This is a genomic window from Rhizobium sp. FG113 (assembly GCF_057809895.1).
This window is the reverse complement of record NZ_JBMDKV010000008.1, coordinates 157,418-170,859: the sequence shown is the minus strand read 5'-3', so window position 1 is coordinate 170,859 and position 13,442 is coordinate 157,418. Positions and strand designations below refer to the sequence as shown.

The 13,442-nt window shown below is 58.2% G+C and carries 11 protein-coding genes; 8 read left to right on the top strand and 3 right to left on the bottom strand.

The window, feature by feature from the left end:
• Positions 1 to 395 precede the first annotated feature (395 nt).
• From hemE to ACODTZ_RS19615, 8 genes are all read left to right on the top strand, one after another.
• A complete protein-coding gene (gene hemE, locus ACODTZ_RS19650) occupies positions 396 to 1,430 on the top strand; it encodes a uroporphyrinogen decarboxylase (RefSeq protein WP_489027374.1) in 1,035 nt (344 codons plus the stop codon).
• Between the two features lie 2 nt (positions 1,431 to 1,432).
• Positions 1,433 to 1,969 (top strand): protoporphyrinogen oxidase HemJ, encoded by a 537-nt coding sequence (gene hemJ / locus ACODTZ_RS19645; RefSeq protein ID WP_489027372.1) that lies wholly within the window; start codon positions 1,433 to 1,435, stop codon positions 1,967 to 1,969.
• Positions 1,970 to 2,163: 194 nt separating this feature from the next.
• Positions 2,164 to 3,429, top strand: a complete 1,266-nt coding sequence (rho, locus tag ACODTZ_RS19640) for a transcription termination factor Rho (RefSeq protein ID WP_018901115.1) — start codon at positions 2,164 to 2,166, stop codon at positions 3,427 to 3,429.
• Between the two features lie 147 nt (positions 3,430 to 3,576).
• The gene (gene mnmE / locus ACODTZ_RS19635) at positions 3,577 to 4,890 is read left to right on the top strand and encodes a tRNA uridine-5-carboxymethylaminomethyl(34) synthesis GTPase MnmE (RefSeq protein WP_489027370.1); all 1,314 of its coding nucleotides are present in this window, start codon (positions 3,577 to 3,579) and stop codon (positions 4,888 to 4,890) included.
• A 105-nt stretch (positions 4,891 to 4,995) separates the two neighbouring features.
• Positions 4,996 to 6,858 carry a tRNA uridine-5-carboxymethylaminomethyl(34) synthesis enzyme MnmG gene (gene mnmG / locus ACODTZ_RS19630; protein WP_489027368.1) on the top strand — a complete coding sequence of 621 codons (1,863 nt, stop codon included), beginning with the start codon at positions 4,996 to 4,998 and terminating at the stop codon, positions 6,856 to 6,858.
• 31 nt (positions 6,859 to 6,889) lie between these two features.
• Positions 6,890 to 7,507 (top strand): 16S rRNA (guanine(527)-N(7))-methyltransferase RsmG, encoded by a 618-nt coding sequence (gene rsmG, locus ACODTZ_RS19625; protein WP_489027366.1) that lies wholly within the window; start codon positions 6,890 to 6,892, stop codon positions 7,505 to 7,507.
• A gap of 19 nt (positions 7,508 to 7,526) precedes the next feature.
• Positions 7,527 to 8,321, top strand: coding sequence for a ParA family protein (locus ACODTZ_RS19620; protein WP_113199342.1), 795 nt, complete (start codon positions 7,527 to 7,529; stop codon positions 8,319 to 8,321).
• A gap of 31 nt (positions 8,322 to 8,352) precedes the next feature.
• On the top strand, positions 8,353 to 9,237 hold the full coding sequence (locus ACODTZ_RS19615; protein ID WP_018901110.1) for a ParB/RepB/Spo0J family partition protein: 885 nt from the start codon (positions 8,353 to 8,355) through the stop codon (positions 9,235 to 9,237).
• A 6-nt stretch (positions 9,238 to 9,243) separates the two neighbouring features.
• Here ACODTZ_RS19615 and holA read toward each other — a convergent pair whose 3' ends face one another.
• From holA to leuS, 3 genes are read right to left on the bottom strand one after another with little or no spacing between them, the layout of a single operon-like run.
• Positions 9,244 to 10,278, bottom strand: coding sequence for a DNA polymerase III subunit delta (gene holA, locus ACODTZ_RS19610; protein WP_489027363.1), 1,035 nt, complete (start codon positions 10,276 to 10,278; stop codon positions 9,244 to 9,246).
• Positions 10,279 to 10,289: 11 nt separating this feature from the next.
• Positions 10,290 to 10,811, bottom strand: a complete 522-nt coding sequence (gene lptE, locus ACODTZ_RS19605; RefSeq protein ID WP_047509109.1) for an LPS assembly lipoprotein LptE — start codon at positions 10,809 to 10,811, stop codon at positions 10,290 to 10,292.
• Positions 10,801 to 13,431, bottom strand: a complete 2,631-nt coding sequence (gene leuS / locus ACODTZ_RS19600) for a leucine--tRNA ligase (RefSeq protein WP_489027361.1) — start codon at positions 13,429 to 13,431, stop codon at positions 10,801 to 10,803. The genes lptE and leuS overlap by 11 nt, the downstream gene beginning before the upstream one ends.
• Between the last annotated feature and the right edge of the window lie 11 nt (positions 13,432 to 13,442).

The following is a 13,442-nucleotide window of genomic DNA, read 5'->3' as shown; positions in this document are numbered from 1 at the left end:
TCCGCTGCCTGTTGAAAACACTGGATGACGGAGAGCTACGAGACGCGCCGGGGGTTAGGCAAGGGAAAACATGCCTGGTTTTCCACATTTCGGATTCTTTGGAAGCTAAGAAAGATGGCCTGTTGGTTTTGTGGAAAGTTTGCCGCTGTTCATCAGATAGCCACAGCTTGTCCACAGCTTGGCGAATTTCAGCTAACCCTATATCTCATTGAAATTGTATCGTATTTCGTGCCAATCCTGTTTCTGACATCGAAATGCGCGATTTTCTTCCCGAGCAGCTCGCGAAACAGTGACAATTGGTATCGGACGTGGATGGATTTTAATCCTTGATAGTCACTGACTCTAAGAAATAGAAACCTTATAAATATCTTTGATTTTTTATAGGGAAGAAGCGCTTGAGTGAAATGCGCCGGAAGATCATGCGGGTTCTGGACGGGGAAGCATTGAGCCCTCCCCCCATCTGGCTGATGCGGCAGGCAGGCCGATACCTGCCGGAGTATCGAGAGGTACGAGCCAAGGCTGGAAGCTTCCTCGATCTCTGTTACACCCCGGATCACGCAGTCGAGGTCACGCTGCAGCCGATCCGGCGCTATGGCTTTGATGCTGCCATTCTATTCTCCGACATCCTCGTCATTCCCGATGCGATGAAGCGCAATGTGCGTTTCACTGAGGGACACGGACCCGAGATGGATCCGATTGACGTCGATGGCATCGATGGTCTGGATGGCAGCCGTGTGCTGCAGCATCTGGAACCGGTGCTGGAGACCGTTCGACGTCTCCGGCGTGATCTGCCAACCGAAACCACCCTGCTCGGCTTCTGTGGCGCCCCCTGGACCGTTGCGACCTATATGATCGCCGGACACGGCACGCCCGACCAAGCCCCTGCCCGTCTGTTCGCCTATCGTCATCCGAAGGCTTTCGAAAAGCTGCTGATGCTGTTGGCAGATGTTTCGGCTGATTATCTCGTCGCTCAGATCGATGCCGGCGCCGATGCCGTGCAGATTTTCGATTCCTGGGCCGGCGTGCTCGGCGAGCGTGAGTTCGAGGCGTTTGCTGTGAAGCCGGTGGCGCGGATGATTGCCTCGATCAAGGCGCGCCGCCCGAATGCCAAGATCATCGCCTTCGCGAAAGGCGCCGGCTATCTGCTGAAGACCTATCGCCAGAAGACGAAGGCTGATGCGATCGGCCTTGATTGGTCCGTCCCGCTCGATTTCGCAGCCGAGCTGCAGAAGGATGGCCCGGTACAGGGCAACCTTGATCCGATGCGGATGGTTGCGGGCGGGGCGTCGCTTGAAGAGGGTATCGACGATATCCTGCAGCGATTGGGGAATGGTCCGCTGATCTTCAACCTCGGGCATGGAATTACTCCGCAGGCCGATCCTGAAAATGTTCGTCTGCTTGTCGAGCGTGTTCGCGGCGGAAGGGGTTGACCATGGAACGCCAGATCGACGAGAGACCGGGTTCCTATGCGCGCCGGCGCGCTTTCATCGCCATCGCGTTCTTCGTGGCGCTGGCCGTCGGTCTCTTCGTCTGGAATCCCGACACGCTCTATCTCTGGATCAAGGCGCTTCACATCATCGCCGTGATCTCGTGGATGGCCGGGCTGTTCTACATGCCGCGATTGTTCATCTACCACACGGATGCTGAACCGGGCTCGCTGCAGTCGGAAACCTTCAAGGTCATGGAACGCCGTCTACTGAAGGTGATCATGAACCCGGCGATGATGCTGACCTGGATCTTCGGGCTGTATCTCTCGTGGTCGGTTTATGGCTTCCAGGGCGGATGGCTGCACGCGAAGATCGGGCTTGTCGTTCTGTTGACCGCCGTGCACGTGTTTTTCAGCCGTGCGGCAAAGGCATTCGAGCGTGACGAGAACCGGCGTTCGGCGCGATACTGGCGCTTCATGAACGAGGCGCCGACCGTTTTGATGATTGCGATCGTCATCCTTGTCGTCGTCAAGCCATTTTGACGCAGCCGGCTGACGGGTTAAATTTGCTTCATTTTAAGCAGCCCCCTTGCGGCGGGGGAGCTGACTCGCTATTTTCCGTCCACCTCATCCTTGTGGCATGTATGTAAAGTTCGATCGTCTGCGGGCTCCTCGCAGGACCGGTTACTGTCTCGACATCGCCTTTCCCCTCAAAATTATAGAGTAATGGACACTTCATGTCTGAAATGAAGCTTCAGGAACTTAAGAGTAAATCCCCGACCGATCTTCTGGCATTTGCCGAATCGCTCGAGGTCGAGAACGCCAGCACGATGCGCAAGCAGGAGCTGATGTTCGCAATACTCAAGGTTCTTGCCAGCCAGGACGTCGAGATTATCGGCGAAGGCGTGGTCGAAGTTCTGCAGGACGGCTTCGGCTTTCTGCGGTCCGCCAACGCCAACTACCTCCCCGGTCCAGACGACATCTACATCTCCCCGTCCCAGATCCGCCGCTTCTCGCTGAAGACTGGCGATACGGTTGAAGGCCCCATCCGCGGACCGAAAGAAGGCGAGCGCTACTTCGCGCTGCTGAAGGTCAACACGATCAATTTCGACGATCCGGAAAAGATCCGTCACAAGGTTCACTTCGACAATCTGACGCCGCTCTATCCGAACGAGCGCTTCAAGATGGAACTCGAGATCCCCACCAACAAGGATCTCTCTTCGCGCGTCATCGATCTCGTCGCGCCGCTTGGTAAGGGCCAGCGTGGTCTGATCGTCGCGCCGCCGCGCACGGGTAAGACGGTTCTCTTGCAGAACATCGCACACTCGATCACCGCCAATCACCCGGAATGCTATCTCATCGTTCTCCTGATCGACGAGCGTCCCGAAGAAGTGACGGACATGCAGCGTTCGGTGAAGGGCGAAGTCGTTTCCTCGACCTTCGACGAGCCGGCAACCCGCCACGTGCAGGTCGCCGAGATGGTGATCGAGAAGGCAAAGCGCTTGGTCGAACATGGTCGCGACGTTGTGATCCTTCTCGATTCGATCACGCGTCTCGGCCGCGCCTACAACACTGTCGTTCCCTCTTCCGGTAAAGTTCTGACCGGTGGTGTCGATGCCAACGCACTGCAGCGCCCGAAGCGCTTCTTCGGTGCTGCGCGTAACATCGAAGAAGGTGGATCGCTCACCATTATCGCGACTGCGCTGATCGATACGGGTAGCCGTATGGACGAAGTCATCTTCGAAGAATTCAAGGGTACCGGTAACTCGGAAATCGTTCTCGACCGCAAGGTCGCCGACAAGCGCATCTTCCCGTCGATGGACATTCTCAAGTCCGGTACGCGTAAGGAAGACCTGCTTGTTCCACGCCAGGATCTGCAGAAGATCTTCGTTCTCCGCCGTATCCTGGCGCCGATGGGCACGACCGATGCGATCGAGTTCCTCATCGACAAGCTGAAGCAGACGAAGAGCAATTCGGATTTCTTCGAATCGATGAACACCTGATTTATCCTTAGCCGGATTCAATCAAGCAAAGCCGGCCGCTATATTGGCCGGCTTTTCTGTTTCTATGAGCCTGACTGAAGTAGACCGACGACACTCACTCAGGCGGATGACAGATCGATTCGGTATCGTATCAATTGGAGTGTGTCCGTGGCGGAATTCACAGAGACGATCTATGCGCTTTCCAGCGGCGCCGTTCCCGCCGGCCTAGCCGTGATCCGCATAAGCGGGCCAAGTGTTCGGGATGTGATGGCCAGCATGGTCTCGGGCACCGTCCCTGCCCGCACCACCACGTTGCGAACGATTCGAACCCGTAACGGTGAGGTGCTGGACAATGGCCTCGTGCTGTTCTTCCCGGGACCTAACTCCTTTACTGGTGAAGACGTCGTGGAGTTTCACCTGCATGGCGGCCGCGCTGTCGTAAGTGCGGTTTACCGGGAGCTGAACTCGTTTGATGGGTTGCGACAGGCCTTGGCCGGCGAGTTTTCCCGACGCGCGTTCGAAAACGGGAAGCTTGACCTGCTGGAGATCGAAGGCCTTGCGGATTTGATCTCCGCAGAGACAGAGATGCAGCGTCGCCTCGCTCTTGAACAGAGCTCCGGCGGACTCTCGGCCGTCTATGAAGCTTGGGCACAGCGATTGACGCGCGGGCGTGCGTTGATCGAGGCTGAACTTGATTTTCCCGACGAGGACGATGTCCCAGGTTCCGTGTCGGACCAGGTCTGGTCAGACATGACTGAGCTTGCCAACGAGATCCATCAGCACCTTGGTATGGCGAAGACAGGCGAGATTATCAGAGACGGCTTTAAGGTTGTTATTGCCGGTCTGCCAAATGCGGGGAAATCGAGCCTGATGAATGCGCTTGTGAGGCGCGACATTGCGATCGTTACGGATATCGCCGGAACAACGCGCGATGTACTATCCACCGACCTCGATATCGATGGATTTCTCGTCAAGCTCTTCGATACTGCGGGATTGCGTGAGACAGAAGAGGTCGTCGAACGGGAGGGCATTCGGCGCGCACGCACCGCAATGGAGGCCGCGGATCTCGTTATCTATATAGAGGACATGTCCGTCTCGCCGGAGGACAGCACTGCTCCGTCATCCGCGTTGCGCGTTGGAACGAAGGCGGATTTGCCCAGCATCTCATCGAATCCATACGATGTGAGGATCTCTGTGGAAACCGGCGCCGGCTTGGACCAGTTGCGACAGGCGATCGGAGATCGGTTGCGCGAGATGGTACCTCCGCATTCGCTTGCTATCCCTACCCGCACGCGCCACAACGATTCGTTAGCGGAATGTATTGCAGCTATCGAGCGAGCCATCGCTAACGAGCATATTGACCTGGACATTAGAGCGGAGGAGCTCCGCATGGCCGGTGGCGCGCTTGGCCGCATCACAGGCCGGGTCGATGTCGAGAATCTGCTCGATGTCATCTTTGGTGAATTCTGCATTGGGAAATGATTCACGTGAAACACTGCGACGACGCCGAAAAGCGTGGTTTCACGTGAAACGTCTTGACTCGCGGGGCGGCTTGCCGCATCACCGAGCGATCTCAGGAGCATTGTTATGAATACCTCACGGTACGATGTCATCGTCATTGGTGGCGGGCACGCTGGATGCGAAGCCGCTTCCGCGGCCGCGCGCGCTGGCGCCAAGACCGCGCTCGTGACGCATAAGCGCGACACGATTGGCGTCATGTCGTGCAATCCTGCAATCGGTGGTCTCGGGAAGGGTCATCTGGTTCGCGAGATAGATGCGTTGGACGGACTGATGGGGCGCGTGGCTGATGCCGGCGGCATCCAGTTTCGTATGCTCAATCGCAAGAAGGGTCCGGCCGTACGCGGCCCTCGCACGCAGGCAGATCGAAAGCTCTATCGCCAGGCGATGCATGCCGAGATATCTTCGATCCCCAATCTGACGATTATCGAGGGCGATGCCTTCGATCTGTCGATCAAGGATGGCCGCGTTTCTGGCGTTATTATGAAAGATAGCCGGATTCTGGATTCCGGTGCCGTCGTCTTGACGACCGGCACGTTCTTGCGCGGCCTCATCCATATCGGTGACACGAAGATTCCGGCGGGCCGTGTCGGCGAAGAGCCGTCGATGGGGCTTTCGAAGACCCTTTTAGGCATGGGATTGCAACTCGGCCGTTTGAAGACCGGCACTCCCGCTCGACTGGACGGAAAGACCATCGACTGGGCGGGCGTTGGCCGGCAGGGCGCCGATGACGACGCGGTCCCCTTCTCTTTCATGACCGATCACATCGCTAACCCGCAGATCGACTGCGGCGTTACGCGGACGACGGAAGCGACACATCGCATCATCGTCGATAATCTGAAGCGGTCGGCAATGTATTCCGGCCAGATTGAAGGCGTCGGCCCGCGCTATTGCCCCTCGATCGAGGATAAGCTGGTCAAGTTCGGCGAGAGAGATGGCCACCAGGTGTTTCTGGAGCCTGAAGGTCTCGATGATGACACCGTCTATCCCAACGGGATATCGACATCGCTTCCCGCCGAGGTTCAGGACGCTTTTATTCGTACGATACCGGGCCTGGAGCAAGTCGCTATCCTGCAACCAGGCTATGCGATTGAATACGACCACGTCGATCCGCGAGAGCTCAAGCCTTCGCTCGAAGTGAAGAAGCAGCCTGGATTGTTCCTGGCGGGGCAGATCAATGGCACGACCGGATACGAGGAGGCCGCCGCGCAAGGGTTGGTTGCCGGACTCAATGCAGCGCGTCTGGCTGGCCAACAAGACGCGGTGCGTTTCAGCCGTACCGATTCCTACATTGGCGTGATGATCGATGATCTAACGTCGCGCGGCGTGGCCGAGCCGTACCGTATGTTTACGTCGAGAGCCGAGTACCGTCTTTCACTCCGCGCAGACAATGCCGATGTTCGCCTCACTCCGCTTGCGATGTCGCTGGGGATTGCGTCGCGCGCGCGCTCTGATCGGTTTGAACAGTATGCGTCGGCGATCGAAACAGGCCGAGCACTTTTGACGTCACTTTCGGTCACGCCAACCGAGGCGCGTCGATTTGGGCTTAAGCTCAACCTCGACGGCCAACGCCGGACGGCTTATGAGTTGCTGGCGTTCCCTGATTTCGATCTTGAGACACTTCGGCCGGTATGGCCGGAGTTGGTTGCGATCGATTCCAAGGCGGGTGCTGCGCTTGAGATCGAGGCAAACTATGCGGTCTATATGGACCGGCAGCAGGCCGATGTAACCCATATCAAGCGGGATGAAGAGCGGCTTATCCCTGCGGATTTTGACTTTGATCGCTTGTCCGGCCTGTCCAACGAGCTTAAGCAGAAGCTGGCGAAAGTTCGCCCCTATGACGTCGCGCAGGCTTCGCGAATTGATGGGATGACGCCGGCGGCAATTTCGCTTTTGCTCGTGCATCTGCGGCGTGGCGAAGTGGCGGCATAGACTGCAACCTACACTATTTGAGAGTCCTCATATGGAATTGAACGGCCGGCGTGTTTCACGTGAAACACAGGAACGACTTGAGCATTTTGTGGGTCTATTTCAGAAATGGAGCAAGGCTATCAACCTCTCCGCGCCTTCCACTCTCAAGGACGCGTGGGAGAGGCACATCGCAGATAGCGCTCAAATCTTCCAGCTTCAGCCGCACGCGGGAAACTGGGTGGATCTCGGTAGCGGCGGCGGTTTTCCCGGCGTGGTAACAGCAATCTTCCTCGCGGAGCTCAATGACGGCTGGGTGCATCTGGTTGAGAGCAACAACAAGAAGGCTGCCTTCTTGCGCACGGCGCTGAGGGAAACGGGCGCCCGTGGTTCCGTGCATCCAGTGCGGATCGAGGATGCGATCGCGGACCTGCCAGCCTGCGACTTCGTGTCGGCCAGGGCGCTTGCGGACCTGGATAAACTTCTGGAGTTCGTCTATCCATTCGCAATCCGTAACGAAAAAATCCGCGCGTATTTCCACAAAGGCCGGGATTACCGATCAGAGGTGGCAAATGCGCATGGTCGCTGGGCATTTGATCTGGTAGAACACAAGAGTGCCGTCGAGATGGACTCAGTCGTTCTCGAAATTTCCAATTTACGGCATTTGGTCTAACAAATCGGGCGTTGCGACAATGGTTGCTGGACGGAATCGGATTATCACGATCGCAAATCAGAAGGGTGGCGTCGGCAAGACGACGACAGCTATCAATCTGGCAACCGCGCTAGCGGCGATCGGCGAGCGCGTTCTTATCGTAGATCTTGATCCCCAGGGTAACGCAAGCACCGGTTTGGGTATCGATCGCAAGAGCCGTAGCCGGTCTTCCTACGATCTTCTGATCGGCGACCACGGTATTCTTGAGGTGGTACAAGAGACGGCTGTGCCAAACCTCTTCATCGTTCCATCCACCATGGACCTGCTGGGTATCGAGATGGAGATCGCGCAGCAGAGTGATCGCGTCTTCAAGCTGAAGAAGGCGCTTGCCGAGCGCGATGCATTTCAGTTTTCCTATATCCTTGTCGATTGCCCGCCGTCCTTCAATCTCTTGACCATGAATGCAATGGCGGCCGCACATTCGGTGTTGGTTCCCCTGCAGTGCGAATTCTTCGCGCTTGAGGGGTTGAGCCAGTTGCTGGAGACCGTTGACCAGGTTCGCAGGAGCGTGAACCCGCAGCTCGATATCCAGGGTATCGTGCTGACGATGTTCGATTCGAGAAACAATCTGGCACAGCAGGTCGTGAACGATGTGCGCACCCATCTCGGAGAAAAGGTTTACCATACGTTAATCCCGCGGAACGTGCGGGTGTCTGAGGCGCCATCCTACGGCAAGCCTGCCATTCTCTACGATCTCAAATGTGCTGGAAGCCAGGCCTATCTGCAGTTGGCTTCCGAAGTCATTCAGCGTGAACGCCAGCGTCTGGCTGCCTGAACAAGCTCTTGAATAAGTGGTGAGTACCGACATGAACGATGATGTCTCGAAGAGAAGACTGGGACGCGGCCTCGCGGCGCTAATTGGCGAAATGGATCAGCCGGCGCCTGTTGACGCAAGTCAGCGCGCAGTGAGCGCCGATCGTTTGGTGCCGATCGAGTTCATCACGCGCAACCCGCGCAACCCGCGTCGCTTCTTCGATGACGGCGAGCTTCATGATCTTGCAAGCTCCATCCGCCAGCATGGTATTGTGCAGCCGGTTGTTGTACGTACACTTTCGACCAGTCAGTATGAAATCATAGCCGGCGAAAGACGTTGGCGCGCAGCACAGCTGGCGGGCCTGGTTGAGATTCCTGTCATCGTTCGTGATGTGGATGACAAGACCGCACTTGAGATCGCGATCGTCGAGAACGTTCAACGATCCGACCTGAATGCATTGGAAGAAGCGCTTGGCTACGAGCAGTTGATCGCGGACTACGGCTACACGCAGAACGATCTCGGCGAAATCATCGGCAAGAGCCGCAGCCACGTCGCCAATTCGCTGCGGCTTCTGAAGTTGCCGGAGCCTGTTCGCGACTTGCTCGCCGCTGGCAGTCTGTCTGCAGGCCATGCGCGCGCGCTGGTTTCCACGTCGGACCCAACCGTCCTGGCTCGCACGATTGTTTCCAAGGGCATGTCAGTGCGCGACGCGGAGCGGCTTGCGCAGAACGACATCAAGGCGCAATCGGAGCCGAAGCCAGCAGTCAATCCGCGGGATCAGAAGGATTCCGATACGATCGCGCTTGAGCGTACCCTCTCCGATACGCTTGGATTGGACGTCGTCATCAATCACAAGGCGAATGGCGGGCAGATCCGGATTTCTTATAAGTCATTGGATCAATTAGAAGAAATCTGCCGACTTCTGGAGCGGCGCTGATCCGGCCTATTTTCGGCCGGACTGAAGCGTGGTGGATAAAAGCGTCTGCATGGCGATCGTGTCCTCTAGCGAGGCGCGGCGCCGGGTTTGCAGGATGGCGGCTTGCAAGCGGCTTGTTTCACGAGCCAGCGCGTCTGCAGACCATGTTCTAAGCGCTTGCTCGATGATTGGCTTGCGCTTGAAATGAAGGTGGCGCCCGAGCGTCTGCATGACCTGGGACGCTGGCGTGCGCTTCTCTTCCATCTCGGCCCGCATGGCATCCATCAATTGAAACTGCCGCAGGCATGCCTGTATGACCAGGAAGACGGAGGTCTTTGAAGCCGTGATCTTCTGCATGGCATGCAGGAAGTTCCCGGAATTTCCGGTCAGGATCGCATCGACGGCATCGTCGACGGATATGGCGCTGGCATCGCCGATAATCTCCGTGACGTGATGCTCCTCGATAACCTCAAGATTGAGGCAGTAAAGCGCGAGCTTTCTCACCTCGTTGCGCGAAGCTATACGATCGCCCCCGATCAGTTCCAGCAGCGCTTGGCGCGCTCCGGTGGTGATACGAAGGTTCGCGCCAGCGAGCTCTGCGTCTATCAGGCTATTGAGCGCGCGCGCATCATCGGCGTAGCATGGGATAGTCGCGACGCTCCGGGCCCCTTCGCTCGTCTTGCGCAGGAGCGAGCCTTTTTTCAGATCGCCAGCCTCGATGATGACAAAGGTCGCTTCGGGAGGCCTTTGCGCAAGCACCTGCAGGGCGTCAACGAGGTACTTCTCGTTTGCAGCGCCGCGGATCCAGATAAGCTTCTGGCCACCGAAAAGGCCGATCGCGCCTGCCTCGTCGAGCAGGCGTCCGTGGTCTTTCTGGAGGTCGCCAATATCAAGTTTGATCAGGGAAAACGGGTCGGTTAGATCGACACCAGTCTTGGCGGCGAGCAGGCTGGCGCGCTCAGACACCAGCCCGCGATCCGGGCCATAAATGACGAATAATTGGTAGTGGCGGGCGGATTTTTCTAGAAATCCCTCGAACTCATGCGACTTTATCTCCGCCACTTAGTCGCTCCTCAGCGGCCAAGCGCCGCGGCGATATCGGCAGCCACGAATTCAGCCACCTGGCGTGCTGCGCGGTCCTCAGCGTCGCGAATAGCGCGCTGCTTGGCAAACTCCTGAGCGGGGAAATCGACAAGTGCTGTTGCCGACTGATGGCCGGCACGGATCACATGGCCGTCCTTGTTCGACTTTAGCGTGTAGTCGACGCTGACGGTGGCACGGCCCGCGCGTGACTCATCCGAGGATGCAACCAGCAACGTATCGATGACGTTTGATCGGGCGTTCATTTCGACCTTGTAATCGGCCTTGTCCGGTTCGCCGGCGCCGCGAGAGGCGAGGAAGATCAGTCGATTGCGAACTTCCTGCTCGACGCGCGAATTCGCCTCGGAGAAAGCTATGGATGACAGCTTGCCGGCAACGCCTGACGTTTCGGAATAGAGCGGCCGAACCTGGCACGAGGCGAGAAGAACCGTGGTTGCCAGCACCGCGGCAATCCCTGCGCGGCTGGCCAGCCTGGAAGCGATATTAAACGACAATGTTCACAATCCTTTGCGGAACCACGATAATTTTCTTCGGCGCCTGGCCGTTGAGTACGCGCTTGACATCCTCCAACGCAAGGGCGGCATCGCTGACCGTAGTTTGATCTGCGTCGCGAGAGATTGTCAATTCAGCGCGCTTCTTGCCGTTGATCTGCACCGGCAGGACGACGTCGTTTTCAACGACAAGAGCGTCGTCGTACTTCGGCCACGCCGTCTGCGAGAGCAGCGTGTCGTGACCGAGAACCGACCAGCACTCTTCGGCCAGATGTGGTGTCATCGGCGCCACGAGCTGGACGAGGATTTCGGCCGCATCGCGCACGGCGGCACGATAGGCGGCATCGGCCTTGCCTGCTGCAACGGTCGTCAGCGGGCCGGCAATGGCGTTCACGAGCTCATAGATGCGCGCAACGGCCTTGTTGAACCACAGCTTGTCGTAGTCGTTCTGGACGGCCTTCAGTGTCTTGTGTGCCAGCTGGGAGATGGCAAGTGCATCGCCATCCTTAGCCGGAGTCGCAGACACATCCCTCAGAGCTTCGGCAGCTTCCGAGATCAGGCGCCACAGGCGCTGGGTGAAGCGGTGGGCGCCTTCGACGCCTGCTTCCGACCAGATCACATCGCGCTCGGGCGGGGAGTCCGACAGAACGAAGAAACGGGCCGTATCGGCGCCGTAGGAAGCAATGATGTCATCGGGATCGACGACGTTCTTCTTCGATTTCGACATCTTCTCGATTGAGCCGATGGCAATCTCTTCGTTGCTGGAGAGGAGGAACGCACGGCGTTTTCCGTCCAGTTCCTCGATCTTGATATCGGCCGGTGCGACCCACTCGCGGCTCATGCCGGAGCCGCGGCTATAGGTCTCGTGCACCACCATGCCCTGCGTGAACAGGCCCTTGAATGGCTCCTTCACGTCGACATGGCCGGTTTCGCGCATGGCGCGGGTAAAGAAGCGCGAATAGAGCAGATGCAGGATCGCATGTTCGATACCGCCGATATATTGATCGACGGGCAGCCAGCGGTTGGCAGCCGCGAAATCCGTCGGCTGGCTCTCCCAAGGCGCCGTGAAGCGGGTGAAGTACCAGCTGGAATCGACGAAGGTGTCCATCGTGTCGGTTTCGCGACGAGCATCCTTGCCGCAATGCGGGCAGGCGACGTGGCGCCAGGTGGGGTGCCGGTCGAGCGGATTGCCCGGTTGATCGAAGGTCACGTCCTCCGGCAGCTTGACCGGGAGATCCTTCTTCGGCACTGGCACGACACCGCAATCCTGGCAGTGGATGACCGGGATGGGGCAGCCCCAGTAGCGCTGGCGGGAAATACCCCAGTCGCGCAGGCGGAAGTTGACCTTGCGCTCGCCCTGAGGCGCATTGCCCAGCGATGCGGACGACAGACGGTCGGCCACGATATTGAATGCTTCGTCCGTCGACTTGCCATCCAGGAAGCGCGAGTTGATCATGATGCCGTCGCCATCATAGGCGGTATCACCGACAGCGAAGGTCGCGACGTCGCCGTCACGCGGCATGACAACAGGTATGACGGGCAGGCCGTATTTGCGGGCGAAATCGAGGTCGCGCTGATCGCCTGCCGGGCAGCCGAAGATGGCGCCCGTGCCGTAGTCCATCAGCACGAAATTGGCGATGTAGACGGGCAACTCCCAGGAGGGGTCCAGCGGATGGCGGACACGGATGCCCGTGTCGATTCCCCGCTTTTCGGCGGTCTCGAGTGCTGCCAGCGACGTGCCGGCACGGCGGACGTCTTCGCAGAAGGCGTCGATCTCGGCGTTCTTGGCCGCCGCATCCTTGGCCAGCGGGTGATCGGCGGAAATGGCGAGGAATGACGCGCCAAACAGGGTGTCCGGGCGCGTGGTATAGACCATAACCTCGGTCTCGCCGGCAGGGGCTGTTTCGCCGACGATTTCCCAGCGGATCGTCATGCCTTCGGAGCGGCCGATCCAGTTCTTCTGCATCAGGCGGACCTTCTCAGGCCACTGATCGAGACCATCCAAAGCGTCCAGCAGATCCTGGCTGAAGTCGGTAATCTTGAAGAACCATTGGGTCAGTTCACGCTGCTCGACAAGCGCGCCGGAGCGCCAGCCGCGACCGTCGATGACCTGCTCGTTGGCGAGAACGGTATTGTCGACCGGGTCCCAATTGACCTTCGACTGCTTGCGGTAGACGAGACCCTTTTCCAGGAAGTCCACGAACATATGCTGCTGGTGCTGGTAGTATTCGACATCGCAGGTCGCGAATTCGCGGCTCCAGTCGAGCGAGAGGCCCATCGCCTTCAGCTGCGACTTCATCGATGCGATGTTCTGGTAGGTCCAGGCCGCGGGATGAACGTTGCGCTCCATGGCGGCGTTTTCAGCCGGCATGCCGAACGCGTCCCAGCCCATGGGATGCAGCACGTTGTAGCCACGGGCGCGCTTGTAGCGCGCGACGACGTCGCCCATCGCATAGTTGCGGACGTGGCCCATGTGGATACGGCCGGACGGATACGGGAACATCTCCAGCACGTAGTATTTCTCGCGCGGATCAGCGTTGTCGGTCTCAAAGACCTTCGCTTCGTTCCATTTTTTCTGCCAGCGAGGCTCGGCATCGCGCGGATTATAACGTTCGGTAGCCATGGTATTCGTAT

What these genes read in the sequence shown, in the direction of transcription:
- hemJ (WP_489027372.1), top strand. Translation starts at nt 1,433, where the DNA reads ATGGAACGCCAGATCGACGAGAGACCGGGTTCCTATGCGCGCCGGCGC.
- ACODTZ_RS19615 (WP_018901110.1), top strand. Translation starts at nt 8,353, where the DNA reads ATGAACGATGATGTCTCGAAGAGAAGACTGGGACGCGGCCTCGCGGCG.
- ACODTZ_RS19620 (WP_113199342.1), top strand. Translation starts at nt 7,527, where the DNA reads ATGGTTGCTGGACGGAATCGGATTATCACGATCGCAAATCAGAAGGGT.
- rho (WP_018901115.1), top strand. Translation starts at nt 2,164, where the DNA reads ATGTCTGAAATGAAGCTTCAGGAACTTAAGAGTAAATCCCCGACCGAT.
- rsmG (WP_489027366.1), top strand. Translation starts at nt 6,890, where the DNA reads ATGGAATTGAACGGCCGGCGTGTTTCACGTGAAACACAGGAACGACTT.
- mnmG (WP_489027368.1), top strand. Translation starts at nt 4,996, where the DNA reads ATGAATACCTCACGGTACGATGTCATCGTCATTGGTGGCGGGCACGCT.
- leuS (WP_489027361.1), bottom strand. Translation starts at nt 13,431, where the DNA reads ATGGCTACCGAACGTTATAATCCGCGCGATGCCGAGCCTCGCTGGCAG.